Genomic DNA, 26,287 nt, shown 5'->3' with positions numbered 1-26,287 from the left:
TCATGTCTCCTTTGCGAGACCGAGTTCGCTGAGGATGGATTGGTTGTGCTGCCCGACGTCAGGCACCGGATCCATCCGGGGCGACAGGCCCGGAATGGTGAGAGCCGGCAGGAAGCTCATCACCGGTCCGCACGGTGAGCCAACCGTTTGCACCCGGGAGCGGGAGCGGAGCTGTTCGTGCTCCAGGAAAGCCTCCACCGAATTCAGATGCGCGTTGGCGATCGAGGCCTGGTCGAGCAGCCGCAGCACCTTGTCGCTGGTCATCGCTGCAAAACGCTGCTCGATATGTGTTTGCAGATCGTCCCTGTTCTGCATGCGTAGCGGATTGGTGCGGAAGCGGGGGTGGTCGGCAAATGCCGCATCGCCAAGGACAATGGCGCACAGCGATCGCCATTCCCGGTCGTTTTGGATGCCGAAGAAGATCGTGTTGCCGTCTCCGACGCGGAAAGGGCCGTACGGCGCTATCGTTGCATGCTTTGCCCCGGTTCGCAGCAGAGGCCGGCCCGCACTCTGGGTGTAGAAGGCGGGATAGCTCATCCAGTCCGTGATGGAATCGAACAGCGAGGCCTGGAAGGCGGTGCCCTTGCCGGTCCGCTCGCGGCGATACAGCGCCATCAGCACGCCGTTGAGGATGTACATGCCGGTGGCGATGTCGACCACCGAAAGTCCGACCTTCGCAGGCTCCGCCTCGGTGCCGTTGATGGCGAGGACGCCGGCCTCGCACTGGACCAGGAGATCGTAAGCCTTCTTGTTGCTGTAGGGTCCGCCCGCACCATAGCCCGAAACGTCGCAGGCGATGATCCGGGGAAATTTCCGCACGAGCGATGCGGCATCGAGGCCCAGCCGCTCCGCCGCGCCGGGCGCCAGATTCTGAATGAAGACATCGGCCTGCGGCAGCAAGGCGTCGAGCACCTTCTGGCCGTCCGGACTTTTGATGTCGATGGCGAGGCTCTCCTTCGACCTGTTGGTCCAGACGAACTGGCTCGACATCCCGTTCATCACGTGATCGTAGTCGCGGCAGAAATCGCCATCGCCCGGCCGCTCGATCTTGATGACCCGCGCGCCCCAGTCCGCAAGATGCCGGCTGGCCAGAGGAGCCGCAATCGCCTGCTCGAGCGAGACCACCGTCACGCCCGACAGCGGCAGGTCCGCCTCATTTCGCTCCATGCAATCCGCTCCCGCTTTCGACCAGCGCAGGAGCAAGCCGACCACCCCACGCACATGCTGTGATGATGACATGATGCCCCTGTTTTGCCCGACGAGTCAAACTGCATTTCGCTAAATCCTAAGATTTGAAATGCCAGCAATCGCCGTGACTTGGCTACTGTGCATGGGGTTGTTTTCGCGTTTTTGTTCGCGAGGCCACCCTGTTGCCGAGACCGCACACGTTCCGGCTTTCGCATCTCCGCTCGGTTGCCAACGAACGCCCATTCACCCACTATTCCGTCCGACTCGACATTTTGGGGGATCAATGCCGGCGTTCCGCTTTAAGACATCCATGATGAAATACATGGCTGCTGCGATCTCGGGGATCGCCCTGGCCGTCCTGATCCACCCGGGTGCAGGCTTTGCCTACTCCCAGGAGGAGCAGCAGGCCTGCACGCCGGATGCGATGCGGCTGTGCGGCGACTTCGTTCCGAACGTCGACGCCATCACCGCCTGCATGATCCAGAAGAAGTCGCAGCTCTCGCCGCAGTGCCGGGCGTTCTTCCGGCCTGGACCGGAGCCCGGCATGGCGGCCGCGCCCCGCGCCGGCAAGCCGACCAGCATCGCGCCCAAAGCCGCGAAGAAGACCACCAAGCCGGCGCCGAAGGTGGCCAAGAAGAAGAAACCCAGCGAAAGCTGAGGGCGCGGCACCGCGTTCCCTTTTTGAAGCGCGATCATGCCCGGGCAAAGCGCGCACTGCATTTGAAGTCCCGGGCATTTGCGTTTCCGGCCCCTCGTTCGACGGCCTTGAGTCAAAATGGCCGGGTCATCAGCCCCACACCAGCCACTGGACTCCTTTTGTTCGCCTCCGCTTGCGGACGCTTGCGACCACGCGGGATGTAAACGAATCGCGAAACGGTTTGCGCGGCCAGGTTGCATTCCGCATTTTCCCGCCCGCCTGCTCAAAAAACGCACGATTGCTGGGGTGAAGCGCGGTCCGCTGCAGTTGGTCGCTGTCCGTCGCACGCAGCAGTGTGACTCAAAAGCCAACCTGCTTTGTTATTTCATGGCTCCAGCATAACTTACGATAAATTTTTCTTTCCCGAATCACCGCGGTGATTCATTTTCGCTGCCTGGGGTCAATCTGGAGGCAGAGGTATGAACGTTATTGTTTTTGCATCGCGTAAAGGTGGCTCGGGCAAGAGTACCCTGGCCGCGCATCTCGCCGCGCAGATCAAGGCGACCAAGCCGATCCTGCTCGTCGATGCGGATCCGCAAGGATCGCTCACGCTGTGGCACAAGCTGCGTGGCACCAACGAGCCGCCGATCAAGTCCGCGGTGAACTCGGTCAGCGGCATCGTCTCCGCTGCCAAGCGCGACGGTTATGAATGGGTGTTGATCGACACGCCGCCGAACCTGTCGGCCGTCGTCGACGACGCCATCCGCAATGCCACCATGGTCGTGATTCCCGCCCGTCCCGGCGTGTTCGACGTCAACGCGGTGCAGGAAACGATCCAGATGTGCCGTGCGGCCCGCAAGCCCTACGCGGTCGTGCTCAACGGCGCGCCGGCGCGCCGCGACGAGTCCGAAAGCCCGATCGTCACCATCGCCCGCGAAGCGCTGGCAAAATTCCGGGCCCCGGTGTGGGGCGGCCAGATCACCAACCGTTCGGATTTGCTGATGGCGCTGAGCCACGGCGAAGGCGCGCGGGAATATCAGGCCGAGAGCCGTGCGGCTCAGGAAATCGCAAGGCTGTGGGCGGCGATCGAACGTTCGGTGAAGGCTATTCGCGGCACGGCGTCGGCTTCCGGCGCAATGCACAAGCAGGCGGCATAATTTCCATAAATCATTCCCCGGACGAAAAACGCGCGGATCTCCGCGCGTTTTGCGTTTCCGGAGATCACTATGAAAGCTAGGCCACCATCAGCATGTAGAATACGATCACCGGCGACAGGGTGAGGATCACCGACCAGATGCCGGCGGCCCAGAGAATGTCCTCGGTGGTAAAACCCTGCTGTCCCGCGTCGTAATGCGACGCCACTTCGTTATGACTATTCACAAACGCCCCCGCGATTTCTTCGCTTATGGGCATGAACGATAGGCGGGATGCTTTAAGATTCCGGGTCGCAATCTCGCGCGCATTCGAACACAAGTCTAACCCACGGATTAACCATCCGGACGTGCTCCGTGTCAGGCGAGCCAGACCCGAAACACCAGCACCGGCATCAGGCCGAGCATCACCGCCCAGAAGCCGAACGACGACACCACCAGAATTCCGCGCAACAGATCGGCGGACGCGAATATATCTGCCGCCGGCGGGCGGATGCGTTGCCCCATGGTTATTCCCCCTTTTGAAGACTGTGAATGAAAACGATAGGCGCGTTTGCGTAAACGAGCCGTGGATGCGCCATGCGGCAGCAGCGAAGGCCGTTGGCGCGTGGTTAACCACGGTGCGTCTTCCCTTCTCCCGCAAGGGAGAAGGGCGAGCGTGCGTGGATCGAAAGAGGAAGCTCTACGCCGCGACTTGCATCCGTCGCTCGATCTCGCGGTCGAGCTGGGCGGCGAGTTCGCTGCCGACTTCGACCATCGGCAGGCGCACTTCGGGGCTGTCGACGAGGCCCGTGCGCCACAGCCAATACTTTGCCGGCGCGGGACTGGGTTCAGTGAACAACAGGCGCGTCAGTTCCGCGACCTCCTGCCAGCGCGCCAGCGCCGCATCGTGGTTGCCGCGCTTCAGCTCGGCATACACAGCCGCAAACGTCGCGGTCTCGAGATGGGCTGACAGCACGATGCCGCCGTCGGCGCCGTCGCGGAGTGCCTCGAAATAGTTCGCGTCCTCGCCGGTCAGCACGCGAAAGTTCTTGGGACGGTCGCGCAGCAGCGCGATGGATTGCTCGCGGCTCGCGCCGCAATCCTTCAGGCCGATGATGTTCGGATGCTCGGCAAGCCGCAGCAGCGTCTGGTTGGTGATGTTGACCGAGGTGCGATAGGGGATGTTGTAGAGCGCGAGCGGCCAGGCGGCGTGATCGGCGAGCGCCTCGAAATGCGCCAGCACGCCGCGTTGCGACGGCCGCACATAATAGGGGCTCGCGATCAGATAGCCGTCGATCGGCCAGTCCGCGGTTTCATCGAGGCGGTCCTTCAGCCGCGCCGTGTCAGCGCCTGATAGTCCGAGGCAGATCGGAAGCCTGCTGGGGCCGGTGGTCATCTCGTCGCGCACGATGGCGACGAGGCGTTCGAGCTCGGCGTCGCGCAGCGTCATGCCTTCGCCGGAGGTCGCCCCCAGGATGAAGCCGTCAACGGCCTGTTCGCTGTAATGCCGTGTCAGCCGCCGCAGCGACCTTTCGTCGAGAGCGCCGTCGCGAAACGGCGTCACCAGCGGCAGCCAGAGCCCGTGCAAATGTTCCTGTAGTCCGGTCATGTTCCATCTCCTTCTCGGGAAAAACCTGAGACGAGGCACATGAAAAAACCCCGTCCAGGCGGCGGGGCTTTCGGGGTTTGGCTCGCGATGACGAAGCTTGTTTAGCGCGCGCAAAAATCCGAGGTCCCCGGATGGGGGCCTTTTTTCGAGACGGCTGCCTCGAACGAAATTGCGCACGACTTCGTGATCATTTGCAAAGGATGCGGGGTACGCATGGAACTGTCAACACTCGCGGAACGCGAAAGCCGTAGAGGTCAAAAAAAAGCCGGGCTCGAACGAGCCCGGCTTAAGGTATTGGCCACGTGAGGCCGACACAATCACCTTCCAAGAGGGATTACTGAACTCCCGCGCCACTGGAGGAGGGGGACAAATGCGCAACGCGAAGGCTCAGCGTGCAAGCAGTATGAGCTTGACGAGCGGCCTGCAGCAACAGCCGAGGCCGCATGTCAGTCATGCGGAAATTAGGACGGCCAGCGCTGCGCCTTGCTCACCACGAAGTCGCGGAACACCTGCACACGCGCGACCGTCTTCAGCTCTTCCGGATAGACAAAATACGTATCGAGCTGGATCGAATCCGATTCGCCGAACAGCTGCACGAGGCGGCTCTGTTCTTCGATCAGATAGTCCGGCAGCGCCGCGATGCCGAGGCCTTGCTGACATGCGCGGACGAGGCCGAGGATGTTGTTGACCCTGAAATAGGCTTCGCGCGGACCCGAGCCGTTGCGTCCCGCTTCGACCAGCCAGTTGCGGTTCTGAAGATGCGGCGCGAAGGTGCCGTCGGAGAGCGTGATGATGCGGTGGGAATCGAGCTCCTCCAGCGTGCGCGGCGTGCCGAAGCGCTTGATGTAATCAGGCGAGCAATAGGCGTGGAAGCCCATCGCGAAAAGTTTGCGCTGAATGAGATCCGGCTGCGTCGGCTTGCGGGTGCGGATCGCGACGTCGGCCTCGCGCATCGAGAGGTCGAGCTCTTCGTCGGTGACGATCAGCGAGATCCGGATTTCCGGATAGAGCGCGGTGAATTCGCCGAGCCGCGGGATCAGCCAGTTGATGCCGACGCCGGGCGTGGTGGTGATCTTGAGATCACCGCTCGGCCGCTCGCGGCTGTCGGTCAGTTTGGCGCGCGCCGCCTGCAGTTGCATGAACACGTCATGCGCGGTGCGGAACAGGAGGTCGCCCTGTTCGGTGAGGATCAGGCCGCGGGCGTGGCGGTGGAACAGCGAGACCGAGAGCTCCTGCTCCAGCGCCGAGACCTGGCGTGACACCGCCGATTGCGACAGGCCGAGCTGCTCGCCGGCATGGGTGAAGCTTCCCGCTTCCGCCGCCGCGTGAAACACCTTCAGCTTGTCCCAGTCCATATCCGTGAATCCGTCGCGTGTTCGTGCCATGATCTTTATTCCGCTGCCGCGCGCTCGCTGGCGCGCAGGGCCAAGAAACGTTCGGCTTCGAGAGCCGCCATGCAGCCGAGGCCGGCCGCTGTGACCGCTTGACGATAAGTCTCGTCGGCGACGTCGCCGGCGGCGAACAGGCCGGGCACCGAGGTGGCGGTCGAGTTCGGGGCGACCTCGACATAGCCCGACGGCTTGAGCTTGACTTGGTCTTTCACCAGTTCGGTCGCCGGCGCATGCCCGATAGCGATGAAGACACCGTCGGCCTTGTGCTCGGTGAGCGCGCCGGACTTGACGTTCTTGAGACGGACATGAGTGACCTTGCCCGGATTGCCTTCGCCGCAGATCTCGTCGATGGCGTTGTCCCAGACCACCTTGATCTTGGGATGCTTGAACAGGCGGTCCTGCAGGATGCGCTCGGCGCGGAAATGGTCGCGGCGGTGAACCACAGTCACCTGCGAGGCGAAATTGGTCAGGAACAGCGCTTCCTCGACGGCGGTATTGCCACCGCCGACCACGACCACTTCCTTGCCGCGGTAGAAGAAGCCGTCGCAGGTGGCGCAGGCCGAGACGCCAAAGCCCTTGAAGTTTTCTTCGGAGGAGATGCCGAGCCATCGCGCCTGGGCGCCGGTGGCCAGGATCACGGTCTCGGCGAGATAGACGTCGCCGCTATCGCAGGTGAGGCGGAACGGCCGCTGCGTGGTGTCGAGCTTGACCACCAGATCGGTTTTGATCTGGGTGCCCACATGCAGCGCCTGCTTCTCCATCTGCTCCATCAGCCAGGGGCCCTGGATCACGTCGGCGAAGCCCGGATAGTTCTCGACATCGGTCGTGATGGTGAGCTGGCCGCCCGGCTGGACGCCCTGGATCAGAATCGGCTCGAGCATTGCGCGCGCGGCGTAGATCGCCGCCGTGTAGCCGGCGGGGCCGGAGCCGATGATGACGACCTTTGCATGGACAGCGGCGGACATTTCGACAGGTGCCTTTCACGGGGGATTGCAGCGCGGGCGCGGAACGTGCCGGGAGGCCTCGCGGAGGCGCTGAAATATCAGAGCTAATCTAAGCCTTCTGGTGAGCTATGCAAGAATTGCATTCCCTGTCGGCGGATTTTTCCAACAAGGAACAAAAGTCGATTGCGCTGCACGCGCAATAAAATTGCGCTGGTCGGGCCGTCTGCGCTATGAGGATTGCGATAAACGCGCCAATAGCGCCGCAAAGGCCAGGAGTTCCAATCACGTGTCGCGGAACCTAGACGAGATCGACCTGAAAATTCTCACCGAGATTCAGGCCGACGGTCGAATCACGAATGTCGAGCTGGCCAGGCGCGTCGGCATCTCGCCACCGCCCTGCCTGCGCCGCGTCCGGGCCTTGGAGGAGGAGGGGTATATCCACGGCTATCGCGGGCTCCTGGACGCGCGAAAGCTCGGCTTCGACGTCACGGTGTTTGCCGCAGTGCACCTCTCCAGCCAGGCCGAGGCTGATTTGCGCGCCTTCGAGGAGTTCGTCCGTGCCGAGCCGCTGGTGCGCGAGTGCTGGATGCTGTCGGGCGAAGTCGATTTCATCCTGAAATGCGTCGCACCCGACATGGCCACCTTCCAGGATTTCGTCACCCATTTGACCGCCGCCCCGCACGTCCGCAACGTGCGGACCTCGCTCGTGCTGCATAACTCGAAATACGAGGCGGCCGTGCCGCTCGACGTGAGGGGAAGAAGGTAGCTCGCACGATCCCGTGCCCCGGACGCAGCGCAGCAGCGCAAGAACGCTGCAGCGCGTCCGGGACACGAGAGTGGGGGCGCGAGCCCATCACATTCCCAGCAACATGCAGAAACAAAAAAGGCCGCGCAGTGCGCGGCCTTTTTCAAATCACACGCAACGGCTAATCGCTATCGCCACTCCACCTTGGTGATCTCATACGCCTTGGAGCCGCCGGGCGCGTTGACCTCGACGGTGGCGCCCTTCTTCTTGCCGATCAGCGCGCGCGCGAGCGGCGAGGTGATGGAGATGCGGCCCTTCTTGGCGTCGGCCTCGACCTCGCCGACGAGCTGCCACACGTTCTTTTTCTCGGTGTCCTCGTCGACCAGCGTCACGGTGGCGCCGAACTTGATTGTGTCGCCGGACAGCTTGGAAATGTCGATGATGTCGGCGCGCGCGAGCTTGTCCTCGAGCTCGGCGATGCGGCCTTCATTGTGGGACTGCTCTTCCTTCGCGGCGTGATATTCCGCGTTCTCCGAAAGGTCGCCGTGCGAGCGCGCCTCCGCGATATGCTCGATGATGCGCGGACGGTCCTCCGACTGGCGCTTCTTCAATTCTTCCCCGAGCGCGGCAAAGCCGCTCGCTGTCATCGGTACCTTTTCCATCTCTTCTCTCGTCCTTCGGTCGCGCGCGCCCCGAAATGTCAGCGCGCACGCAACTTGATTCGTCAGTCTATCCGGGCTCGACGCCGGACGTTCATATGGGCTTGGCGCCGGAACTGAACAACCAAATGGCCGGACAGTTCCTCCGGTCATTGTGGCTTCATCGCCAGTCACTTAGCGGAAAGTGGGCCTTCCGCTCGCGATCAGGTTTCCGAAAAGTAGCTCTGCAGGGTCCGAACCTCAAGGTCCCCGCCCAGATAGGCGTGGATGCCCTGCGCGGCCGCCACGGCCCCGGAAAGAGTGGTGTAATACGGCACTTTATGCAAGAGGGCCGCGCGCCGCAGAGAACGGCTGTCGGCGAGCGCCTGCGGGCCTTCGGTGGTGTTGAAGACGAGCTGGACGTCGCCATTGGTGATGGCGTCGACGATGTGCGGCCGGCCCTCCAGCACCTTGTTCACCCTCTCGGTCGGGATGCCCTGGTCGGTCAGGAAGCGCGCCGTGCCCGACGTCGCCAGCACCTTGAAGCCGAGCGAATGCAGCTCGCGAACGGCCTCGGCGATGCGCGTCTTGTCGCTCTCGCGAACCGAGACGAACACCGTGCCCTTGCGCGGCACCCGCGTGCCGCCGCCGAGCTGACTCTTGGCGAACGCCACCGCGAAGGAGCGGTCGATACCCATGACCTCGCCGGTCGAGCGCATCTCCGGACCCAACACGGTGTCGACTCCGGGGAAGCGGGCGAACGGAAATACCGATTCCTTGACGCCGACATGCTTGAAGTCCGCCTTCTTCAACTTGAAGTTAGCGAGCTTTTCGCCGGCCATGACGCGCGCCGCGATCTTCGCAACCGGCGTGCCGACCACCTTGGCGACGAAAGGCACCGTGCGCGAGGCGCGCGGGTTGACTTCGAGCACGTAGATATCGCCGTCCTTGATGGCGTATTGCACGTTCATCAGGCCGACGACGTCGAGGCCCAGCGCGAGCTCGCGGGTCTGCCGCTCCAGCTCCTCGATCATCTTGGCATCGAGCGAATGCGGCGGCAGCGAGCAGGCGCTGTCGCCGGAATGGATGCCGGCTTCCTCGATGTGCTCCATGATGCCGACGATGAAGGTGTCCTTGCCGTCGCAGAGGCAATCGACATCGATCTCGGTTGCGTCGGAGAGATAGCGGTCAAACAGCAGCGGGTTCTTGCCGAGCACAGTGTTGATCTGCCCGGTCTTGTCGTTCGGGTAGCGCGCCTTGACGTCAGACGGCACCAGCTCCGGCAGCGTGCCGAGCAGGTAATCGTTGAGCTGGTTCTCCTCGCGGATGATCTGCATCGCGCGGCCGCCGAGCACGTAGGACGGGCGCACCACCAGCGGCAGTCCGAGATCGGTGCAGACGAGCCTCGCCTGCTCGACCGAATAGGCGATGCCGTTCTTCGGCTGCTTCAGCCGCAGCTTGTCGAGCACCCGCTTGAAGCGGTCGCGGTCCTCAGCCAGGTCGATAGCGTCGGGCGAGGTGCCGAGGATCGGCACTTCGGCGGCTTCCAGCGCGCGCGCCAGCTTGAGCGGGGTCTGGCCGCCGAACTGCACGATCACGCCATGCAGCGTGCCGTTGGTGCGCTCCTTCGCGATGATCTCCAGCACGTCCTCGGCGGTGAGCGGCTCGAAATAGAGCCGGTCGGCGGTGTCGTAGTCGGTCGACACCGTCTCCGGGTTGCAATTGACCATGATGGATTCGTAGCCGGCGTCATGCAGCGCGAAGCAGGCATGGCAGCAGCAATAGTCGAACTCGATGCCCTGACCGATGCGGTTCGGCCCGCCGCCGAGGATGATGACCTTCTTCTTGTCGGACGGCGCGCTCTCGTCCGCAGGCGCACCCGCGAACGGCGCCTCATAGGTCGAGTACATGTAGGCGGTGGGCGAAGCGAACTCGGCCGCGCAGGTGTCGATGCGCTTGTAGACCGGGCGGACGCCGAGCGCGTGGCGCTTCGCCGTCACCTCCGCCTCGGTCGTCTCCGCGATCATCGCAAGCCGGGCATCGGAGAAGCCCATGGCCTTGAGCGTGCGCATGCCGAACGCGTTGCCCGGCAGGCCGCTCTTGCGGACCTTCGCTTCCATGTCGACGATGCCGCGCATCTCGCTGAGGAACCACGGATCGATCTTGCAGGAATTGAAGATCTCCTCGTCCGACCAGCCGAGCCGCATCGCCTGGGCGACCTGGAGCAGCCGGTTCGGTGTCGGCGTGCCGAGCGCGGCGCGGATCGCGTTCTTGTCGTCGTCGCGGCCGAGACCTTCGATCTCGATCTCGTCGAGGCCGGTGAGACCGGTCTCGAGCCCGCGCAAGGCCTTCTGAAGGCTTTCCTGGAAGGTGCGGCCGATCGCCATGACTTCGCCGACCGACTTCATCGACGTCGTCAGCGTGGTGGAGGCGCCGGGGAATTTCTCGAAGGCGAAACGCGGCACCTTGGTGACGACATAGTCGATCGTCGGCTCGAACGAGGCCGGCGTGGCGCCGCCGGTGATGTCGTTGGAGATTTCGTCGAGCGTGTAGCCGACCGCGAGCTTGGCGGCGACCTTTGCGATCGGAAAGCCGGTGGCTTTCGAAGCCAGAGCGGAGGAACGCGACACGCGGGGGTTCATCTCGATGACGACCATGCGGCCGTCTTCGGGATTGACGCCGAACTGCACGTTGGAGCCGCCGGTCTCGACGCCGATCTCGCGCAGCACCGCCAGCGAGGCGTCGCGCATGATCTGGTATTCCTTGTCGGTCAGCGTCAGCGCCGGCGCCACCGTGATGGAATCGCCGGTGTGCACGCCCATCGGATCGAGGTTCTCGATCGAGCAGACGATGATGCAATTGTCTTTCTTGTCGCGCACCACCTCCATCTCGTACTCTTTCCAGCCGAGCACGGATTCTTCGATCAGTACTTCGTTGGTGGGAGACGCATCCAGGCCGCGCTCGATGATGTCGAGGAACTCTTCCTTGTTGTAGGCAATGCCGCCGCCGGTGCCGCCCATGGTGAAGGAGGGGCGGATGATCGCGGGCAGGCCGATCTCGGACAGCGCCATCAGCGCCTGGCCGAGCGCATGTTCCTGATAGCGCTTGCGGCGGTCGCTTTCGCCGAGGGTCCACTGCTGCTCGAGCTCTGCGAGCGCCGCGCCCGAGGCCTTTGCGCGTTCGGCTTGGTACTTGTCGCGGAAGGACTTCTTCAGAGCGGAGGCGTTGGCGAGCCGCGACTTCGGCGTCTCAAGCCCGATCTTGGTCATGGCCTCCCGGAACAGCTGGCGGTCCTCGGCCTTGTCGATCGCGTCCGCAGTGGCGCCGATCATCTCGACGTCGAACTTTTCGAGCGTGCCCTGCCGGCGCAGCGACAGCGCGCAGTTCAGCGCAGTCTGTCCGCCCATGGTCGGCAGCAGCGCGAAGCCGCCGGGGATGGCGTGACGTTCCTTCTCGATGATCTTTGCGACGATCTCGGGCGTGATCGGCTCGATATAGGTCGCATCGGCCAATTCCGGATCGGTCATGATGGTGGCCGGGTTGGAATTGACGAGGACGATGCGGTAGCCCTCTTCCTTCAGCGTCTTCACCGCCTGCGTGCCCGAATAGTCGAACTCGCAGGCCTGTCCGATCACGATGGGACCGGCGCCGATGATCAGGATGGTGGTGATGTCTGTACGTTTGGGCATCAACTCTCGCCGAAGTGGAATTTGGGCACAAAAAAAGGGCGCGCTTGCTGCGCGTCCCTTTGGCCGAGAGCGCGGTGGTCTCCCTGCGCGCGGGTGGGTCTTAGACCAGTTTTCGGGGCGGCGAAACCCCGAAAAACGCCCATCAACCGGCAATTTTGACCGGTTTTGGTCGGGCCTGCCAGCCACGGGCAAGGTGCACCAGAAGGGCAGCCGAAACGCTCAATCCGCCGACCCAGCCGAGATCAGCCGGGCTCCATGAAGCAAGCACGGCGCCTCCCAAGGCTCCGCCGATCGCGAAGCCGAGATACATGGCCGAGGCGTTGAGGGAGAGCGCAATCATCGAGGCCTTGGGGTCGATCCGGATGATGCTGGCGACCTGGGCCGGATAGAACGCCCAGCCCGAAAGGCCCTGAAGGAAGATCGGGCCCAGGATCGCGTAATGCGCCTGGCCGGGGAGGAATTTCAGCACCAGCGAATGCAGGAAGAGCGCGCCGGCCATGCCGGTCAGGCCGAGCGCCGCGGTGACGATGGTGCCCAGCCGGTCGGCCAACAGGCCGCCGAGCATGTTCCCGATCGCCGCGGCCGCGCCGAACACCAGGAGCGCGAGGCTGATGCGCGAGGCATCGAAGCCCAGCGCGCGCAGCGGGACCGCGAAATAGGTGAACATTGTGAAGCCGCCGAGCGCCCATAAAATCGTGATCACGAGCGCGATCAGGACATTGCTGTGACGCGCCACCGCCAGCCGCTCGCTGAGCGAGGCCGTGTTGCGCGGCAGGCCGCGGGGCAGGCCGAACAGGAGGGCGACGAGCGCGACGGCGCCGATCAGGGCGACCATGGCAAAGGTCGCACGCCATCCGAAGAGGCTGCCGACGAGATTCCCGAGGGGAACGCCGATGACGGTCGCAACCGTGAGTCCCGACGTGACCAGCGCCACCGCGCGGCCGCGCCGCTCCGGCGAGGCGACGGCCACGGATACGGCCAGCGCGGTCGGCATGCACAGCCCGGAGCCCAGCGCCATCAGCATGCGCGAGGCCAGCAGCAGGCCGTAATTGGACGCCACCATCGCCGCGAGGTTTCCGGCGATGAAGGTCGATAGCGCCAGGGCCAGCACGGTGCGGCGGTCGATATTGTTCAGCGTCACCGCCAGGATTGGCGAGGCCACGGCATAGGTGAGGGCGTAGGCGGTGACCAATTGGCCGGCGGCGGAGACGGAAATTGACAGGTCGGTTGCGATCGCCGGCAAAAGTCCTGCAATGACAAAGCCTTCCGTGCCGATCGCAAAGGCCGCCAAGGCCAACCAGAATACGCTCATCGGAAAATCCCCATGTTCAATGTTTATTGAACTATCAATTGGACCGGTGCAGGAGTCAATTGGTTCAAGAACTATTGAACATCGAGGCCATTTCGCTATGATCGTCAGACCATGAGCCGCACGCCTCCCCACCCCACCCGCGAGCAGATCGAGCTGCCGATGGTTCTGGATTGCCTGAGCGATCCGATCCGATTGGCGATCGTCTACCAGCTCGCCCAGCAGCAAGGTGTCAGTAGCGAATTGTGCTGCGGCGACTTCAATGCGCTCAGCGGCAAGTCGAATCTCGCCTATCATTTCGCGAAGCTGCGGGAATCCGGTCTGATGCAGACGCGCGTGGCGGGCACCAACCGCTTCATGCGGCTGCGCTACGAGGATCTGGATGCCCGTTTCCCCGGTCTGCTCGATGCGGTGGTGAAATCGGCAGCGAAGGATGCCGACCGGCTTCAGCTGCTGTCGGAGTGCGAAGTGCCTGCTGCGGGTTGAAGCTGAGACGATTGCGCGCCAACGCCCGACTTCGCCCTTCGGGCTTCGTCGAGGCAGCCTTCGCTACGAAATGGCTCGCCTGGCCGAAGCTGGCGAAGCCAGCGAAGGCTGGAGACCCGGCCTGGATTTGAACCAGGATGAAGAGCGATGCACTGCTCTCGCGTAGACGCTTCCGCCACCGGGCCGTGGCGATCATTGCCGATCGGGGTGCGACAAGCCACCCCAGGCAATCGTTATGCTTAACGCACCAAAGGCGGCCGCGCGATGAAGGTCATCCGCCAGCGATTGTGGCCGATATTGCCGTCAGCGCGCTGGACCGCGAAGCCGGCGGCCTTGAGCCTGGCGGTGATCTCGTCCTCGCTATAGCGCTGCAGCCCGATGCGCGTACGCAGATGACGGTAATCTGACAGCGCGGTGCTGATCAGCCCGATCAGCGCATCTTTCAAAAAGCCGTGACGCAGGCCGAAGCTGAGCAGCGCTGTGACGTCCCTGAACATGCCGACGTTGGGCTGGAGGATGTCGCCGAGCACCAGCTTGCCGGAGGGCTTCAAAATACGTCGGAAGTTGAGGAGCGCGGCATCGAGCTCGTCCGGCGTCATGTATTGCGCGACCGAGTTCATCACGGCGAGATCGATCGACTGCTCCTGCATGTTGCGGACCTCGTCGAGCGAGCGGACGCGGATCTTCGTGTTCGGGGCAAACCGCGCGATCAACCGGCCGCGAACGCCGGGCGCAGGCTCGGCGAGGATCAACTTGCCGCAGGCCGCCGCCACTTGGCTCGCGGACAGCGCCTCGCCGCAGGCATAGTCGAGCACGGTCGCCTCGGGCGAGGAGATATAGCCGATGATGTCCCGCGCGATGATCTGGAAGTGCAAGTCGCGATGCAGCTTGCTGACATAGATCGTATGCGTCGAGTCGTAATAATCGATCCAATCGTCCATGGTATCTGAGGGCCCCGGCCAAACGGTTCCGCCAAAGGAACCGGCGCTGCCCGCCTGCGTTAGGGGTGCGACGGCGCGCCGTCAATGTCCGCGTCCTAACAGGAAGGTTTCCCGTGAGCAAAGCCCCTACCAAGGTCTCGCCCGACCTCGATACCCCCACCGATCTGTCGCCTCAGGCGGTCAAGAAGGTTTCGGAGGCGCTCAACGTGCTTCTGGCCGATGCGTTCGCGCTGTATCTGAAGACCAAGAACTTCCACTGGCACATCAGCGGCCGGCATTTCCGCGACTATCATTTGCTGCTCGACGAACAGTCCGACCAGATCTTCGCCACCACCGACCGGCTCGCTGAACGGGTTCGCAAGATCGGCGGTACCACGCTGAAGTCGATCGGCCAGGTCGCGAAACTCCAGACCATCAAGGACAACAACGAGGACTACGTCCCGCCGCGCGAGATGTTGCGTGAATTGATGCAGGACAACAAGCACGTCGCGAGCGCGATGCGAAAAGCGCACGAGGTGTGCGACGAGGCCGGCGACGTCGCCAGCGCCAGCATCCTCGAGAACTTCATCGACGAGACCGAGCGCCGCACCTGGTTCCTGTTCGAAGCCACACGTCAGGAAGGCGCCAACGAGGCGTAGGGCACGCTGTGGCGGGGTGGGCAAAGGCGCGCTTTTCGCGCGCCGTGCCCACCATCTATCTGCAGTTCAAGTCGTTTGGTGGGCACGCTTGGCTTTGCCCACCCTGCGGCACCGTCGTTGCGACTACCGCCACAACCGCATCAACGCGCCATTCTTGCCCGTCACCGGATCGGCCGGCGGCAGCGCGACGTTTGGAATCGTCTTCAGCGCTTTCGCGTGATTCTCCGGCGTCGCCCGGGTGATCTCCATCTTCGCACCCGGCGGATAGGCGCCGATCACGCAGAAATCCTCGCTCGCCTTGATGCATCGATGCCCGGTGCCGGCAGGGAGAATCGCGACGTCCCCGGCCTTGATCTCCAGCTCCTGACCGGGGTCGCCACCGAAGCGGACCCGCGCGCTCCCGCGCGCAACGCCGAGCACCTCATGCACCGTCGCGTGATAGTGCAGATAGTCGAAGACCCCATTGCGCCACGTCCCGCCCCAGCCGTTCGCTTCGAACAAACTTTCGATCGTCTCTTCCGGCTGTCTGGAATCGAGCTTCACCGCGCCCTGGTAGGCCAGGAACGGGAGGATGTTGTTCGGCACGAGCCCGTCGTCCTCGAACACGATGGCGAGCGGCTCGGCATTGTCGCGGACGGCGGGCATGGCGGGGCTCCTGCTGCACGAAGGTGTCGAGACAACATTAAAGCAGGAGGAGGCGTTCCTCTGGAGGTCTCGTGTCCCGGACGCGCTGCAGCGCTCTTGCGTTGCTGCGCAGAGCCGGGACCCAGAGTGCCGCGGGCATGGGCCCCGGTTCAGCAGCGCATCACGCCGCTAAGAGCGGCGCCTAAAGCGCGTTCACGCGCGTCTCGACGCGCTATGGCACTGCGCCCGGGGCACGGGAGCCGTGGTCCTTACGCGCTCTTGTTCTGCCGCATCAGGTCCGCGAAACGCTGGAACAGATAGTGCGAATCGCGCGGGCCCGGTGAGGCCTCGGGGTGGTATTGCACCGAGAACACCGGTTTGCCGTCGAGCTGGATGCCGCAATTGGAGCCGTCGAACAGCGAGATGTGAGTCTGGGTCGCGCCCGTCGGCAGGGTGCTCTCGTCCACGGCAAAGCCGTGGTTCATCGAGGTGATCTCGACCTTGCCGGTGGTCTCATCCTTCACGGGGTGATTGGCGCCGTGATGGCCCTGATGCATCTTCCTCGTCTTGGCGCCGACCGCGAGGCCGAGCATCTGGTGACCGAGACAAATTCCGAATGTCGGCGTGCCCGACTTGATCACGTCCTGGATCACAGGCACCGCATATTTGCCGGTCGCGGCCGGATCGCCCGGACCGTTCGACAGGAACACGCCGTCCGGCTTCATCGCAAGAATATCTTCGGACGAGGTCGTTGCCGGCACCACCGTCACCTTGCAGCCGACGCCGGCGAGCAGGCGCAAAATGTTGCGCTTGATGCCGTAGTCGATGGCGACCACGTTGAACTCAGGCTGGTCCTGCCGGCCAAAGCCCTTCTCCCACAGCCACGGCGTCTCGTCCCAGGTGAAGCGCTGGCCGGAGGTGACCATCGGCACGAGGTCCATGCCCTCGAGGCCCGGCCATTCGCGCGCTTCTTCCTTCAGGCCATGCAGATCGAACTCGCCGTCCCTGGCGTGCGCGATCACGGCGTTGGGCATGCCCTTGCTGCGGATCAGCGCGGTCAGTGCACGGGTGTCGATGCCGGAGAGGCCGATGATGCCGCGCGCCTTCAGCCACTGGTCGAGATGCTTGGTGGCGCGGTAGTTCGAGGGATCGGTGATCGCGGTGCGCAGGATCACGCCGCGCGCGCCGGGCGTCGCAGCCATGTTCACCGTCTCGATGTCGTCGTCGTTGGTGCCGACGTTGCCGATATGCGGAAAGGTGAAGGTGATGAGCTGGCCGGCATAGGAGGGATCGGTGAGGATCTCCTCGTAGCCGGTCATCGCGGTGTTGAAGCAGACCTCGCCGACGGCTTGGCCTTCGGCGCCGAGACCAAAGCCTTCAAGCACCGTGCCGTCGGCAAGCACCAACAGCGCGGTCGGTTTGTGGTCCGGCCAGGCGGTATCGTTTTCGGATTGTGTCATAAGCCCGGTTCATAGTCCCCGCGGGCGCTGCCGTCAAAGCGGAGAAGCGCGGATTCACATGCGTTTTTGCATATTTGACAGCTCTCCTCGGGCCCTTAAGCTCGGTGGCATAATTTCCGGCAAATTCCGGGGCTTGGGAGGCAATAATGGACCAGACAACCCCGATTGTGCTGGTTCCGGGATTGGCGTCCTCGGCCCGGATCTATGCCCCGGTGATCCCGTCGCTCTGGCGGTTCGGCCCGGTGATGGTCGCCAACCATATCCGTGACGACAGCATGGCCGCGATCGCCCGTCGGGTGCTGAGCGAGGCGCCGCCGCGCTTCGCGCTCGCCGGCCATTCGATGGGCGGCTACGTCGCGCTCGAGATCATGCGCCAGGCGCCCGAGCGGGTGGCCAGGCTCGCGCTGATCAACACCCAGGCGCGGCCGGACACGGAGGAGGCGACCACGCGCCGACGCGGCCTGATGGAGCGGGCCAAGCGCGGCGAGCTGCGTGCGGCTCGCGAGGAGATGTTTCCCGAACTGGTGCATCCCTCGCGCCGCGACGATGCCGGCATTCGTCAGCTCGTGCATGAACAGGGCGAGGATGTCGGCGTCGAAGGCTATCTGCGGCAGCAGACCGCGATCATCGCGCGGGTGGATTCACGGCCGACGCTTGCGACGATCAAATGCCCGACGCTGGTGCTGACGGGCGATGCCGACAACACCATCCCCAACGCGTTCTCGAAAGAGATGGCGGAGGGCATTGCCGGCGCAAAGGTCGTGGTCCTGTCGAATTGCGGACATCTGCCGCAGCCGGAGCAGCCTGAGGCAACGGTGCGAGCGCTGGTCGAATGGCTGGGAACCCCGGTTGTCTCAGGGCTGCGAACGGCCTAGATCAGGCGTCGGATATTCTAGGGGAGCACGATCATGCTGCGCGATGACATCAACAATGCGGTCAAGGAGGCCATGAAGGCCAAGGAAGAGCGCAAGCTGTCCACGCTGCGCATGGTCAACTCGACCATCAAGAACGCCGACATCGAGGCGCGCGGCAACGGCAAGCCGCCGCTGTCGGACGCAGACCTGCTCGGCGTTTTTCAGAAGATGATCAAGCAGCGCCAGGAATCGGTCGAGCTCTACGAGAAGGGCGGCCGTGCCGAACTCGCCGCGCAGGAGCGCGAGGAGATCGCGGTGATCTCGGCCTATCTGCCGAAGCAGATGTCGGACGACGACGTGAAGAAAGCGATCTCGGACGCGATCGCCGAGACCGGCGCGGCCGGCATGAAGGACATGGGCAAGGTGATCGCCGTGTTGAAGACGAAGTACGCCGGCCAGATGGATTTCGGCAAGGCCAGCGGTCTGGTGAAGGCCGCGCTGACGGGCTGAGCCGTCATTCCGGGATCGCGCTTCGCGCGCCCGGAATGACGAAAGAAACTCGGGAGGCAACCGATGACCGGCGCCATAAAACCCTTTCGCATCGCCATCAGCAACGACATCCTCACCGACCTCAAGTCGCGCCTCGCGCGCACGCGCTGGCCGGAGGCGGAGCTGGTCGACGACTGGAGCCAGGGCGCGCCGCTGAAATGGATCCGGGAGATCTGCACCTATTGGGCCAACGAGTATGATTGGCGCGCGCGCGAAGCAAAGCTCAACCGCTTCGAGCAATTCACCACCGACATCGACGGGCTCGACATCCATTTCCTGCATGTGCGCTCGAAGGAGCCGGCGGCGCTGCCGCTGATCATCACCCATGGCTGGCCCGGCTCGATCGTCGAATTCCAGAAGGTGATCGCGCCGCTGGTCGATCCCGCCGCGCATGGCGGCAATCCCGCCGATGCCTTCCATGTTATCTGTCCGTCGCTCCCGGGTTTTGGCTTCTCCGCGAAGCCGAAGACCACCGGCTGGGGCGTCGACCGCATCGCCGCGACCTGGGCCAAGCTGATGGACCGGCTCGGTTACGCGCGCTATGGCGCGCAAGGCGGCGACTGGGGCTCGGCGGTGACGACCTCGCTTGGCATGCAGGACGGCGAGCATTGCGCCGGCATTCACATCACGCTCGCCTTCAACGCAGCGCCGAAGGTCGATGGCGAGCCGACACCGGAGGAGAAGCGGGCGCTCGCCGGCCTCAAGCATTACGTCGATCTCGACTCCGGCTATTCGAAGCAGCAATCGACGCGGCCGCAGACCCTCGGCTACGGCTTGACGGATTCGCCGAGCGGGCAGGCGGGCTGGATTCTGGAAAAATTCTGGGCCTGGACCGATTGCAACGGCCATCCCGAAAACATCTTCACCCGGGACGAACTGCTCGACAATGTCATGCTCTATTGGGCGACGGAGACGGCGACCTCATCGGCGCGGCTCTATTGGGAAAGTTTTGGCAAGCGCCGCACCACGCCGGTCGTCAAGGTGCCGACCGGCGTCGCTGTCTTCCCCAGGGAGATCATCACGCCTGTGCGGCGCTGGATGGAGCCGAACTTCCACAACATCACGCATTGGAGCGAGATGGAGAAGGGCGGCCATTTCGCTGCGTTCGAGCAGCCGGAGCTGTACGTCGGCGAGGTCCGCAAGTTCTTCGCGACCGTGAGGTAGGATCAAGTTCATGCTCACTGAAGCCGCGACCTACGACGAGCTCTATCGCAACTTCCGCTGGGACGTCCCGGCGCGCTTCAACATGGCGGAGGCCTGCTGCGATCGCCATGCCGACGGCACCGGCCGCCTCGCGCTGGTCTATGTCGACGAGAACGGCGTCACCACGCGCACCTCCTTCGACGAGGTCGCGGAGATGTCGCGTCGCTTCGCCAATGTGCTGAAGGCGGATGGCCTTGCTCGCGGCGACCGCGTCGCGGTGTTCCTGTCGCAATCGCTGGAGCTGCCGATCGCGCACATGGCGGCATTCCGTTCGGCGATGATCTCGATCCCGCTGTTCGCACTGTTCGGCGAGGACGCGCTGGAGTTCCGGCTTTCGAATTCACAGGCCAAGGCGATCGTCACGGACGAGGGCGGCTGGGAGAAGCTTTCGAAGATTCGCGACCGCCTGCCGGACCTGAAGAACGTCTATGTCGTCGGCGAGCGCGCAGCCGCGGGCACGAAATCGTTCTGGGATTCGATCAAGGCCGCATCGCCCGACTTCGCGCTGATGGACACGTCTGCGGATGATCCCGCGCTGATCATCTATACCTCGGGCACGACAGGCAATCCGAAGGGCGCGCTGCATGCGCATCGCGTCGTGCTCGGCCATCTCCCCAATGTCGAGATGTGCCACAACTTCCTGCCGCGCCCCGGCGATCTCATGTGGACGCCGGCGGACTGGGCCTGGATCGGTGGACTCGTCAACGGCCTGTTCGCGTTCTGGTATCACGGCATTCCCCTGGTCGGTCACCGCGCGCGAAAATTCGAGCCGCAGGCGGCGATGCAGATGATGGCCGATCTCGGTGTCCGCAACGTCTTCCTGCCGCCGACTGCGCTAAAACTGATGCGGCAGGCCGGCGTGACGCATTCCGGTGTCAAGCTGCGCAGCATCTTCACCGGCGGTGAATCCCTCGGCGGCGAGCTGCTCGGCTGGGTGCGCGAGACTTTTGGCATCGACGCGCATGAGGTGTTTGGCCAGACAGAATGCAATCTCGTGATCGGCAGCAACGCGAATCTGTTTCCGATCCGCCCCGGTTCGATGGGCAAGGCGACGCCGGGTTTCGATGTTCGCATCGTCAACGACACAGGCGAGGAGCAGCCGAGGGGGCAGCGCGGCATCATCGGCGTGCGCCAGCCGTGCCCGTGCACGATGATCGAGTACTGGCGCAATCCGGACGCGACGGCGAAGAAATATGCCGGCGAGTTCCTGCTCACCGGCGATCTCGGCATCCAGGATGAGGACGGTTACTTCTGGTACGTCAGCCGCGAGGACGACGTCATCACGACCGCCGGCTATCGTGTCGGCCCGTCCGAGATCGAGCACACGCTGATGAAGCACCGGGCGGTGGCGATGGCAGCGGTGGTCGGCATTCCCGATCCGATCCGCACCGAATCGATCAAGGCCTGGATCGTGCTGCGCCCGGGCTTTGCCGCCAGCGATGCGCTCGCGCGCGAGATCCAGGAGTTCGTCAAGGTGCAGCTCGCCGCCCACGAATACCCGCGCTTCGTGGAGTTCGCGGAGACACTGCCGATGACGGCGACCGGAAAGGTGCTGCGGCGCGAACTGCGGGCGCTCGGGTAGAGCACGTCGTCATCTCATCGCGACGGCGCCGACAGCGCTGACCGCAGCATCGCTGCGAGGTCTCGTCCCCGGAACGGCTTGGTCAGGATGAAGGCGTTGCCGACCCCGTCGGGCGCCTTGACCGGATTTGGGCCGCCGTCATCGTGATGCTGCTGATCGTCTCGGCGCTGCCGTATTTCTTGGGCCCCGGTGGCGACGCTGCCCGTGCTCGGGCACGCGAACTGGCATCTTTATCGGCGGATCGGGTGCCGGTGGCGGAACAGGAGCCGGACGCAATGGCAGCGAGCTATTCGCCCGTTGCTAGGCGGCGAGCGCCGGATGAGGTCGGTTCGAGTTAATCTCGGCCAATGATGCAAATTCATCGGCGCTGAGGGCGGCGCTGCTGCCGGTCATCAGGCAACCTCGTCGGTCCATACCTTGAAATTGAGCAGGGTATTCGGACCGAATGTCTGGGTGATCGGGACGTCCGCGGCGTCGCGTCCTTGTGCGATCAGCACGCGGCCGATCCGCGGCGTATTGTTGCGCGGATCGAACATGTGCCAGCTTCCACCGAGATAAGCCTCGAACCAGCCGGCGAAATCTCCCACGGCCCAGGGCTTCGGCGTGCCGATGTCGCTGAGATAGCCGGTGCAGTAGCGCGCCGGGATGTTCATGCAGCGGCAGAACGTGATGGCAAGATGCGCATAGTCGCGGCACACACCCTTGCCTTCGTCGTAGGCTTCCCGCGCCGACTTGGTTGCGCGCGCGTGTTCATAGCCGAAAGCGATGTGACGGTGAACGAAATCGCAGATGGCCTGGACCCGCGCCCAGCCAGGCGGCGTGTGCTCGAACAATTTCCATGCGATATCCGACAGGCGATCGGTCTCGCAGTAGCGACTGCCGAGCAGATAGACCAGCGTGTCGGCCGGCAGCGCTTCGACGGCGTGCTGAGACGCGTTCGGAAACACCGGGTCGGGCAGGCCGCTGTCGCTCACGACGCCGTCGCCGGCAAGGCGAAAGGCGCCGGCCGGCGCCACGATGCGGCTGCACCAATTGCCGAAGAGGTCACGATAGGGACTGATCGCCACCGAGGGTCTGGTGGTCAGCAGGTCGGGCACGATGACATCGGAGGCGCGCGTGAAGTGCGTGCCCAACACCATGAGCATAGGCGTGGGCTGCGGGAATTCGTACAGCATCTCAAACCCGACGCGGAGCTTCATACGTTTTTCCCTTGGCTAAGCTCCCAACATGGCTACTGAGCGGTCGCACACAAGGCTTTCGACCGCTTATTGGATCGAAAGCGGCATTTGGCGCTCCAAAAGCGCGGCGCGGGCGAGAAAGCGATAGCTAATTGCAGCGATTGCGCGCACGGTGCGGGAATGTCGGAAAGGCCTGTCTTCTCTGCGCATACGCAGCGCCACGACTATTCGCGCGCGACGTGAAGCGCCTCACTCCCTCGCACCGGTAAAGTCGACTCGTCGCCGACGTCATAACAGCGGTCGTTGCGCATACTGCCCATTCCAGCGGGTGAGCTGGACGCGGCAGGCTCATGCCGCGGACGCCTGAAGGTTCCACCGCGATTCGATCATGAGATCGAACGCCAACCGAAAGCACCCCTGATGCAAACGTTCTCCCCACGGCACGTCAAGACAGAAGAAGCGCTTCGGCTCGGCGTAGAGTCGGGCTGGTACGCGATCAAGGTCAGCGGGACCTTTGTCTCGGGACCGCACGACTCGGAAGCGGATTGCAATCGCAAGATCGACGAGATCAATCCGCCGGCGGTGAAGAAGAAGCGATGAGGGCGCAGAGCCCGCCCGCTACGGTGTCTTGATCCCCATCGCCTTCAACGCTTCCAGCATCTGCACCGGCGGCGCCGTCTTGATCTGCGGCGCCTTGCCCGTTTCCAGCAGGCTCTTCAGCCCCGACAGGATTGCGGGCCAGCCGGTGCGGCCGCCGGAGAGGATGTCGTCGCTGAGCGGACGGTCGTGGCCTTCGCTCATCGTGAGGCGAACGGCTTCGCCGACCGGTTCGATCTCGTAGGTGACCAGGGTCGGTCCGAGCTTTTCGATCAGCTCGGGCCAATTGACGTTGAAGGTGACCGAGAGCTTTCGCGGCGGATCGTATGCGAGCACCTCGCCGCTGATGTGCAGGGCGCCATCGGGCGTGCGAACGATGAACGCGCCGCCAAGTCGCGACTCGACCTCCACGGCATTGCCGAAGAAGTACTGCATGCTGAACTCGGCCGAAGTCAGTGCTTCCCACACCTTTTCCGGCGTCGAGGCAATGTAGATGGTGTAGACGGTGAGCGGCTTGAATTGGTCAAGGTTCATTTTGCATCGAATCCCTTGTTGAGGGCTGCGCGCGGAATGGCGAGCACTTTGCCTCTTTCCAGCAGGCTTTTGAGCCCGGATAGGATCGCCGGCCAGCCATTGGAGACGGCCCCGAGATACTTCCCGCCTTCGATGAATCCGTCATGCAGCACGGTCAAACGGACGAGCGAGCCGAACGGCTCGAGCGTGAACACGACGCGGGATATCGGCTCACCGCGCAGCTCCTCGTATTTCTGGTGCTTAAAGCTGTAGGACAGTCGCCGCGGCGGATCAGCCTCGAGGATCTCGCCGGAATCGGTGGTCTCGCCCTCCAGCAGGAGCGCGAAGGGGAAACCGACCTTCCAGTCCGACTGCACCTCGGCGCCGAACCAGTACTGCCTCGTGAATTCGCTCGACGTCAGCGCCTCCCACAGTGTCTCCGGAGTGGTCTCGATGTAGGTGACATAGACGAATTGCGGCTTACTCATCGCGCTTCTCCAACTGGCGTTTCAACTCGCTCAGCACGGCGAGCTTGCCGCGCTCGAATTTTTTGATCCAGCGTTCGCCGATCTGATGGATCGGCACCGGATTGAGATAGTGCAGCTTCTCGCGGCCATGCCTGATGGTCGTGACCAGATTGGCCTCTTCCAGAATCACAAGGTGCTTGGTCACGGCCTGGCGCGTCATCGCGAGGTCTTCGCAGAGCTCGTTCAGCGTCTGGCCGTTCCTGGCGTGAAGCCTGTCGAGCAGCGACCGTCGTGACGCATCGGCGAGCGCTTTGAAGACGTCATCCATGGCGGGGATAATAGGCAACCAAATAGTTGCATGTCAAGATGATGTCTTTGGCGCGCGCAAATGGCTGTGCTAGAATTAAATCTCAGCCAACGTAGATTGGTTCCGGGAGGACTTTGATGTTCCGTTGCGTCTTGACTGCCGCAGGCCTCGTCCTTTTCGCCTGCAGCACCGCGGCACATGCGCAGAAGCAGACCATCGGCGCGCCGCCCGAAGCTTCCAACATGAAGCTGGTCGGTGCGAGCGACCTCCAGGCGCGTAGCGCCTATCAGCCGACCATCCATCACCAGGGCGACCGCTGGATCGCCTATATCGGCCATCACGGCGGCACCGACGATGTGCCCGCTCCCGTCAATCCGATGACCGGGCAGGCCGAACCGAACGGCACCTCGATCGTCGACGTCACCGATCCCGCGCGCCCGAAATATTTGCGGCACCTGCCGGGACAGGAAGGCAAGTATGAATCCGGCGGCGCGCAAATGGTGCGCATCTGCGACGGCAAGTCGTTGCCGAAGGGCGATCCCAACGCCGTCTACATGCTGCGCACCTTCGGCAGCCAGGCGCATGAGATCTGGAACGTCGCCGATCCCGCAAGCCCGGTGCTCGTCACGCGCATCGACGGCCTGAAGGACACGCACAAGAGCTGGTGGGAGTGCGACACCGGCATTGCCTTCCTCGTCTCGGGCGCGCCGGACTGGCGCACGCGGCGCATGACGCAGGTCTATGATCTCAGCGATCCCGCGCATCCGCAGAAGATCAGGGATTTTGGCTTGCCCGGTCAGGAGCCCGGTTCGACCGGCGCGGTGCCCACTGAATTGCACGGGCCGATTTCGACGGGGCCGCAGGGCAATCGCGTCTATTTCGGCTACGGCACCAACAAGGGCGGCATCCTGCAGATCGTCGATCGCGACAAGCTTTTGAACGGGCCGAAGGAGCCGACGCCGGACAATCTGCGCTTTCCCGAGATTTCGCGCATGCCGATGTCCGCCTTCAACGGCGCGCATACCACGTTTCCGATGCTCGACATGCCCGTCGCGGAATTTGCCGAGGACAAGGACGGCAAGACCCGCGACATCGTCATGATCGTGGACGAGGCGATTTTGAATGAATGCGGCGAGGCGCGGCAGATGGTGTGGTTCGCCGACGTCACCACCGAGACGCGGCCGATGATGATCTCGAGCTACACCGTGCCGGAGGCGAGCGGACAGTTCTGCCGGCGCGGCGGGCGCTTCGGCTCGCATTCGGCGAACGAGAGCATGGCGCCGGTCTATTACAAGAAGATGGCCTTCATCGCCTTCTTCAATGCCGGGGTGCGCGCGCTCGACATCCGCGATCCCTATCATCCAAAGGAAGTCGGTTACTTCATTCCGTCGATCACGAGCGCGACCGACAAACGCTGCATCCCGATCGAGGGCGGCGAACGCTGCAAGGTCGCGATCCAGACCAACAATGTCGAGACCGATGATCGTGGCTACGTCTACATCGTCGATCGCGCCAATACCGGCCTGCACATTCTCGAACTGACCGGACCGGCGCGCGCGGCGGCCGGTCTGCCGAAGACCTGACGATGCGGCGCGGGGCGGCGAT

Annotated in this window: 26 protein-coding genes and 2 pseudogenes; 12 read left to right on the top strand and 16 right to left on the bottom strand. The window is 63.6% G+C overall.

Annotation, left to right across the window (positions count from 1 at the left end):
• On the bottom strand, nt 1-1,167 hold the full coding sequence (locus ABIB00_RS18980; RefSeq protein ID WP_354105397.1) for a CaiB/BaiF CoA transferase family protein: 1,167 nt from the start codon (nt 1,165-1,167) through the stop codon (nt 1-3).
• A 304-nt stretch (nt 1,168-1,471) separates the two neighbouring features.
• Between ABIB00_RS18980 and ABIB00_RS18975 the strand changes: the two genes are divergently transcribed.
• On the top strand, nt 1,472-1,846 hold the full coding sequence (locus ABIB00_RS18975; RefSeq protein ID WP_354105396.1) for a hypothetical protein: 375 nt from the start codon (nt 1,472-1,474) through the stop codon (nt 1,844-1,846).
• 458 nt (nt 1,847-2,304) lie between these two features.
• A complete protein-coding gene (locus ABIB00_RS18970; protein ID WP_007596685.1) occupies nt 2,305-2,982 on the top strand; it encodes an AAA family ATPase in 678 nt (225 codons plus the stop codon).
• A 76-nt stretch (nt 2,983-3,058) separates the two neighbouring features.
• Here the strand turns inward: ABIB00_RS18970 and ABIB00_RS18965 are convergent, their stop codons facing one another.
• The 5 genes from ABIB00_RS18965 to trxB form a co-directional block, all read right to left on the bottom strand.
• Nucleotides 3,059-3,238, bottom strand: a complete 180-nt coding sequence (locus ABIB00_RS18965; protein ID WP_027565323.1) for a hypothetical protein — start codon at nt 3,236-3,238, stop codon at nt 3,059-3,061.
• Nucleotides 3,239-3,336: 98 nt separating this feature from the next.
• Nucleotides 3,337-3,483 carry a hypothetical protein gene (locus tag ABIB00_RS18960; protein ID WP_247339292.1) on the bottom strand — a complete coding sequence of 49 codons (147 nt, stop codon included), beginning with the start codon at nt 3,481-3,483 and terminating at the stop codon, nt 3,337-3,339.
• Between the two features lie 175 nt (nt 3,484-3,658).
• Nucleotides 3,659-4,567 carry a 4-hydroxy-tetrahydrodipicolinate synthase family protein gene (locus tag ABIB00_RS18955; RefSeq protein ID WP_354105395.1) on the bottom strand — a complete coding sequence of 303 codons (909 nt, stop codon included), beginning with the start codon at nt 4,565-4,567 and terminating at the stop codon, nt 3,659-3,661.
• Between the two features lie 461 nt (nt 4,568-5,028).
• Entirely contained in the window at nt 5,029-5,952 is a 924-nt protein-coding gene (locus ABIB00_RS18950) for a LysR family transcriptional regulator (protein WP_247320655.1), read from the bottom strand.
• Nucleotides 5,953-5,957: 5 nt separating this feature from the next.
• Nucleotides 5,958-6,923: a thioredoxin-disulfide reductase gene (gene trxB / locus ABIB00_RS18945; RefSeq protein ID WP_354105394.1), complete on the bottom strand. Its 966-nt coding sequence runs from the start codon at nt 6,921-6,923 to the stop codon at nt 5,958-5,960.
• A gap of 265 nt (nt 6,924-7,188) precedes the next feature.
• On the opposite strand from trxB, the gene ABIB00_RS18940 reads away from it, so the two are divergent.
• Entirely contained in the window at nt 7,189-7,668 is a 480-nt protein-coding gene (locus ABIB00_RS18940) for an Lrp/AsnC family transcriptional regulator (protein ID WP_247339296.1), read from the top strand.
• Nucleotides 7,669-7,835: 167 nt separating this feature from the next.
• On the opposite strand, the gene greA is transcribed toward ABIB00_RS18940, so the two are convergent.
• From greA to ABIB00_RS18925, 3 genes are all read right to left on the bottom strand, one after another.
• Nucleotides 7,836-8,309 (bottom strand): transcription elongation factor GreA, encoded by a 474-nt coding sequence (gene greA, locus ABIB00_RS18935; RefSeq protein WP_247339301.1) that lies wholly within the window; start codon nt 8,307-8,309, stop codon nt 7,836-7,838.
• 200 nt (nt 8,310-8,509) lie between these two features.
• Nucleotides 8,510-11,974, bottom strand: a complete 3,465-nt coding sequence (gene carB / locus ABIB00_RS18930) for a carbamoyl-phosphate synthase large subunit (RefSeq protein ID WP_354105393.1) — start codon at nt 11,972-11,974, stop codon at nt 8,510-8,512.
• A gap of 142 nt (nt 11,975-12,116) precedes the next feature.
• Nucleotides 12,117-13,286, bottom strand: coding sequence for an MFS transporter (locus tag ABIB00_RS18925; RefSeq protein ID WP_354105392.1), 1,170 nt, complete (start codon nt 13,284-13,286; stop codon nt 12,117-12,119).
• 111 nt (nt 13,287-13,397) lie between these two features.
• Between ABIB00_RS18925 and ABIB00_RS18920 the strand changes: the two genes are divergently transcribed.
• Entirely contained in the window at nt 13,398-13,769 is a 372-nt protein-coding gene (locus tag ABIB00_RS18920; RefSeq protein ID WP_354105391.1) for an ArsR/SmtB family transcription factor, read from the top strand.
• 239 nt (nt 13,770-14,008) lie between these two features.
• On the opposite strand, the gene ABIB00_RS18915 is transcribed toward ABIB00_RS18920, so the two are convergent.
• Nucleotides 14,009-14,710: a class I SAM-dependent methyltransferase gene (locus ABIB00_RS18915; RefSeq protein WP_354105390.1), complete on the bottom strand. Its 702-nt coding sequence runs from the start codon at nt 14,708-14,710 to the stop codon at nt 14,009-14,011.
• A 113-nt stretch (nt 14,711-14,823) separates the two neighbouring features.
• Between ABIB00_RS18915 and ABIB00_RS18910 the strand changes: the two genes are divergently transcribed.
• Entirely contained in the window at nt 14,824-15,348 is a 525-nt protein-coding gene (locus ABIB00_RS18910; protein WP_354105389.1) for a Dps family protein, read from the top strand.
• Nucleotides 15,349-15,471: 123 nt separating this feature from the next.
• Here ABIB00_RS18910 and ABIB00_RS18905 read toward each other — a convergent pair whose 3' ends face one another.
• Both ABIB00_RS18905 and carA read right to left on the bottom strand, forming a co-directional pair.
• A complete protein-coding gene (locus ABIB00_RS18905) occupies nt 15,472-15,993 on the bottom strand; it encodes a cupin domain-containing protein (protein WP_354105388.1) in 522 nt (173 codons plus the stop codon).
• A gap of 248 nt (nt 15,994-16,241) precedes the next feature.
• Nucleotides 16,242-17,432: a glutamine-hydrolyzing carbamoyl-phosphate synthase small subunit gene (carA, locus tag ABIB00_RS18900; protein WP_354052506.1), complete on the bottom strand. Its 1,191-nt coding sequence runs from the start codon at nt 17,430-17,432 to the stop codon at nt 16,242-16,244.
• 134 nt (nt 17,433-17,566) lie between these two features.
• On the opposite strand from carA, the pseudogene ABIB00_RS18895 reads away from it, so the two are divergent.
• From ABIB00_RS18895 to ABIB00_RS39100, 5 genes and pseudogenes are all read left to right on the top strand, one after another.
• Nucleotides 17,567-18,307 (top strand): annotated as a pseudogene (locus ABIB00_RS18895) (alpha/beta fold hydrolase); the annotation flags it as partial.
• A 33-nt stretch (nt 18,308-18,340) separates the two neighbouring features.
• Nucleotides 18,341-18,796, top strand: coding sequence for a GatB/YqeY domain-containing protein (locus ABIB00_RS18890; RefSeq protein ID WP_247339316.1), 456 nt, complete (start codon nt 18,341-18,343; stop codon nt 18,794-18,796).
• Between the two features lie 63 nt (nt 18,797-18,859).
• Nucleotides 18,860-19,999: an epoxide hydrolase family protein gene (locus ABIB00_RS18885; protein WP_354105386.1), complete on the top strand. Its 1,140-nt coding sequence runs from the start codon at nt 18,860-18,862 to the stop codon at nt 19,997-19,999.
• Nucleotides 20,000-20,009: 10 nt separating this feature from the next.
• On the top strand, nt 20,010-21,620 hold the full coding sequence (locus ABIB00_RS18880; protein WP_354105385.1) for an acyl-CoA synthetase: 1,611 nt from the start codon (nt 20,010-20,012) through the stop codon (nt 21,618-21,620).
• Nucleotides 21,621-21,748: 128 nt separating this feature from the next.
• Nucleotides 21,749-21,958 (top strand): annotated as a pseudogene (locus ABIB00_RS39100) (hypothetical protein); the annotation flags it as partial.
• 54 nt (nt 21,959-22,012) lie between these two features.
• Here the strand turns inward: ABIB00_RS39100 and ABIB00_RS18875 are convergent.
• Nucleotides 22,013-22,819: a transglutaminase-like domain-containing protein gene (locus ABIB00_RS18875; RefSeq protein WP_354052514.1), complete on the bottom strand. Its 807-nt coding sequence runs from the start codon at nt 22,817-22,819 to the stop codon at nt 22,013-22,015.
• 282 nt (nt 22,820-23,101) lie between these two features.
• Between ABIB00_RS18875 and ABIB00_RS18870 the strand changes: the two genes are divergently transcribed.
• Nucleotides 23,102-23,398, top strand: coding sequence for a hypothetical protein (locus ABIB00_RS18870; RefSeq protein WP_346730916.1), 297 nt, complete (start codon nt 23,102-23,104; stop codon nt 23,396-23,398).
• A gap of 18 nt (nt 23,399-23,416) precedes the next feature.
• Here the strand turns inward: ABIB00_RS18870 and ABIB00_RS18865 are convergent, their stop codons facing one another.
• Genes ABIB00_RS18865 through ABIB00_RS18855 form a run of 3 tightly spaced genes read right to left on the bottom strand, consistent with a single transcriptional unit; the run spans nt 23,417 to nt 24,703 of the window.
• Nucleotides 23,417-23,929 (bottom strand): SRPBCC family protein, encoded by a 513-nt coding sequence (locus ABIB00_RS18865; RefSeq protein WP_354105384.1) that lies wholly within the window; start codon nt 23,927-23,929, stop codon nt 23,417-23,419.
• A complete protein-coding gene (locus ABIB00_RS18860) occupies nt 23,926-24,396 on the bottom strand; it encodes an SRPBCC family protein (protein WP_354105383.1) in 471 nt (156 codons plus the stop codon). The genes ABIB00_RS18865 and ABIB00_RS18860 overlap by 4 nt, the downstream gene beginning before the upstream one ends.
• The gene (locus ABIB00_RS18855; protein ID WP_354105382.1) at nt 24,389-24,703 is read right to left on the bottom strand and encodes an ArsR/SmtB family transcription factor; all 315 of its coding nucleotides are present in this window, start codon (nt 24,701-24,703) and stop codon (nt 24,389-24,391) included. The genes ABIB00_RS18860 and ABIB00_RS18855 overlap by 8 nt, the downstream gene beginning before the upstream one ends.
• 116 nt (nt 24,704-24,819) lie before the next feature.
• Here ABIB00_RS18855 and ABIB00_RS18850 point away from each other — a divergent pair, with 116 nt between their 5' ends.
• Nucleotides 24,820-26,265: an LVIVD repeat-containing protein gene (locus ABIB00_RS18850; protein WP_354105381.1), complete on the top strand. Its 1,446-nt coding sequence runs from the start codon at nt 24,820-24,822 to the stop codon at nt 26,263-26,265.
• Nucleotides 26,266-26,287: the final 22 nt, after the last annotated feature.

The organism is Bradyrhizobium sp. LB14.3 (genome assembly GCF_040547985.1).
Classification (GTDB): domain Bacteria; phylum Pseudomonadota; class Alphaproteobacteria; order Rhizobiales; family Xanthobacteraceae; genus Bradyrhizobium.
Note: the sequence above shows the minus strand (reverse complement) of the source record. Positions and strands in the feature narration are given on the sequence as shown.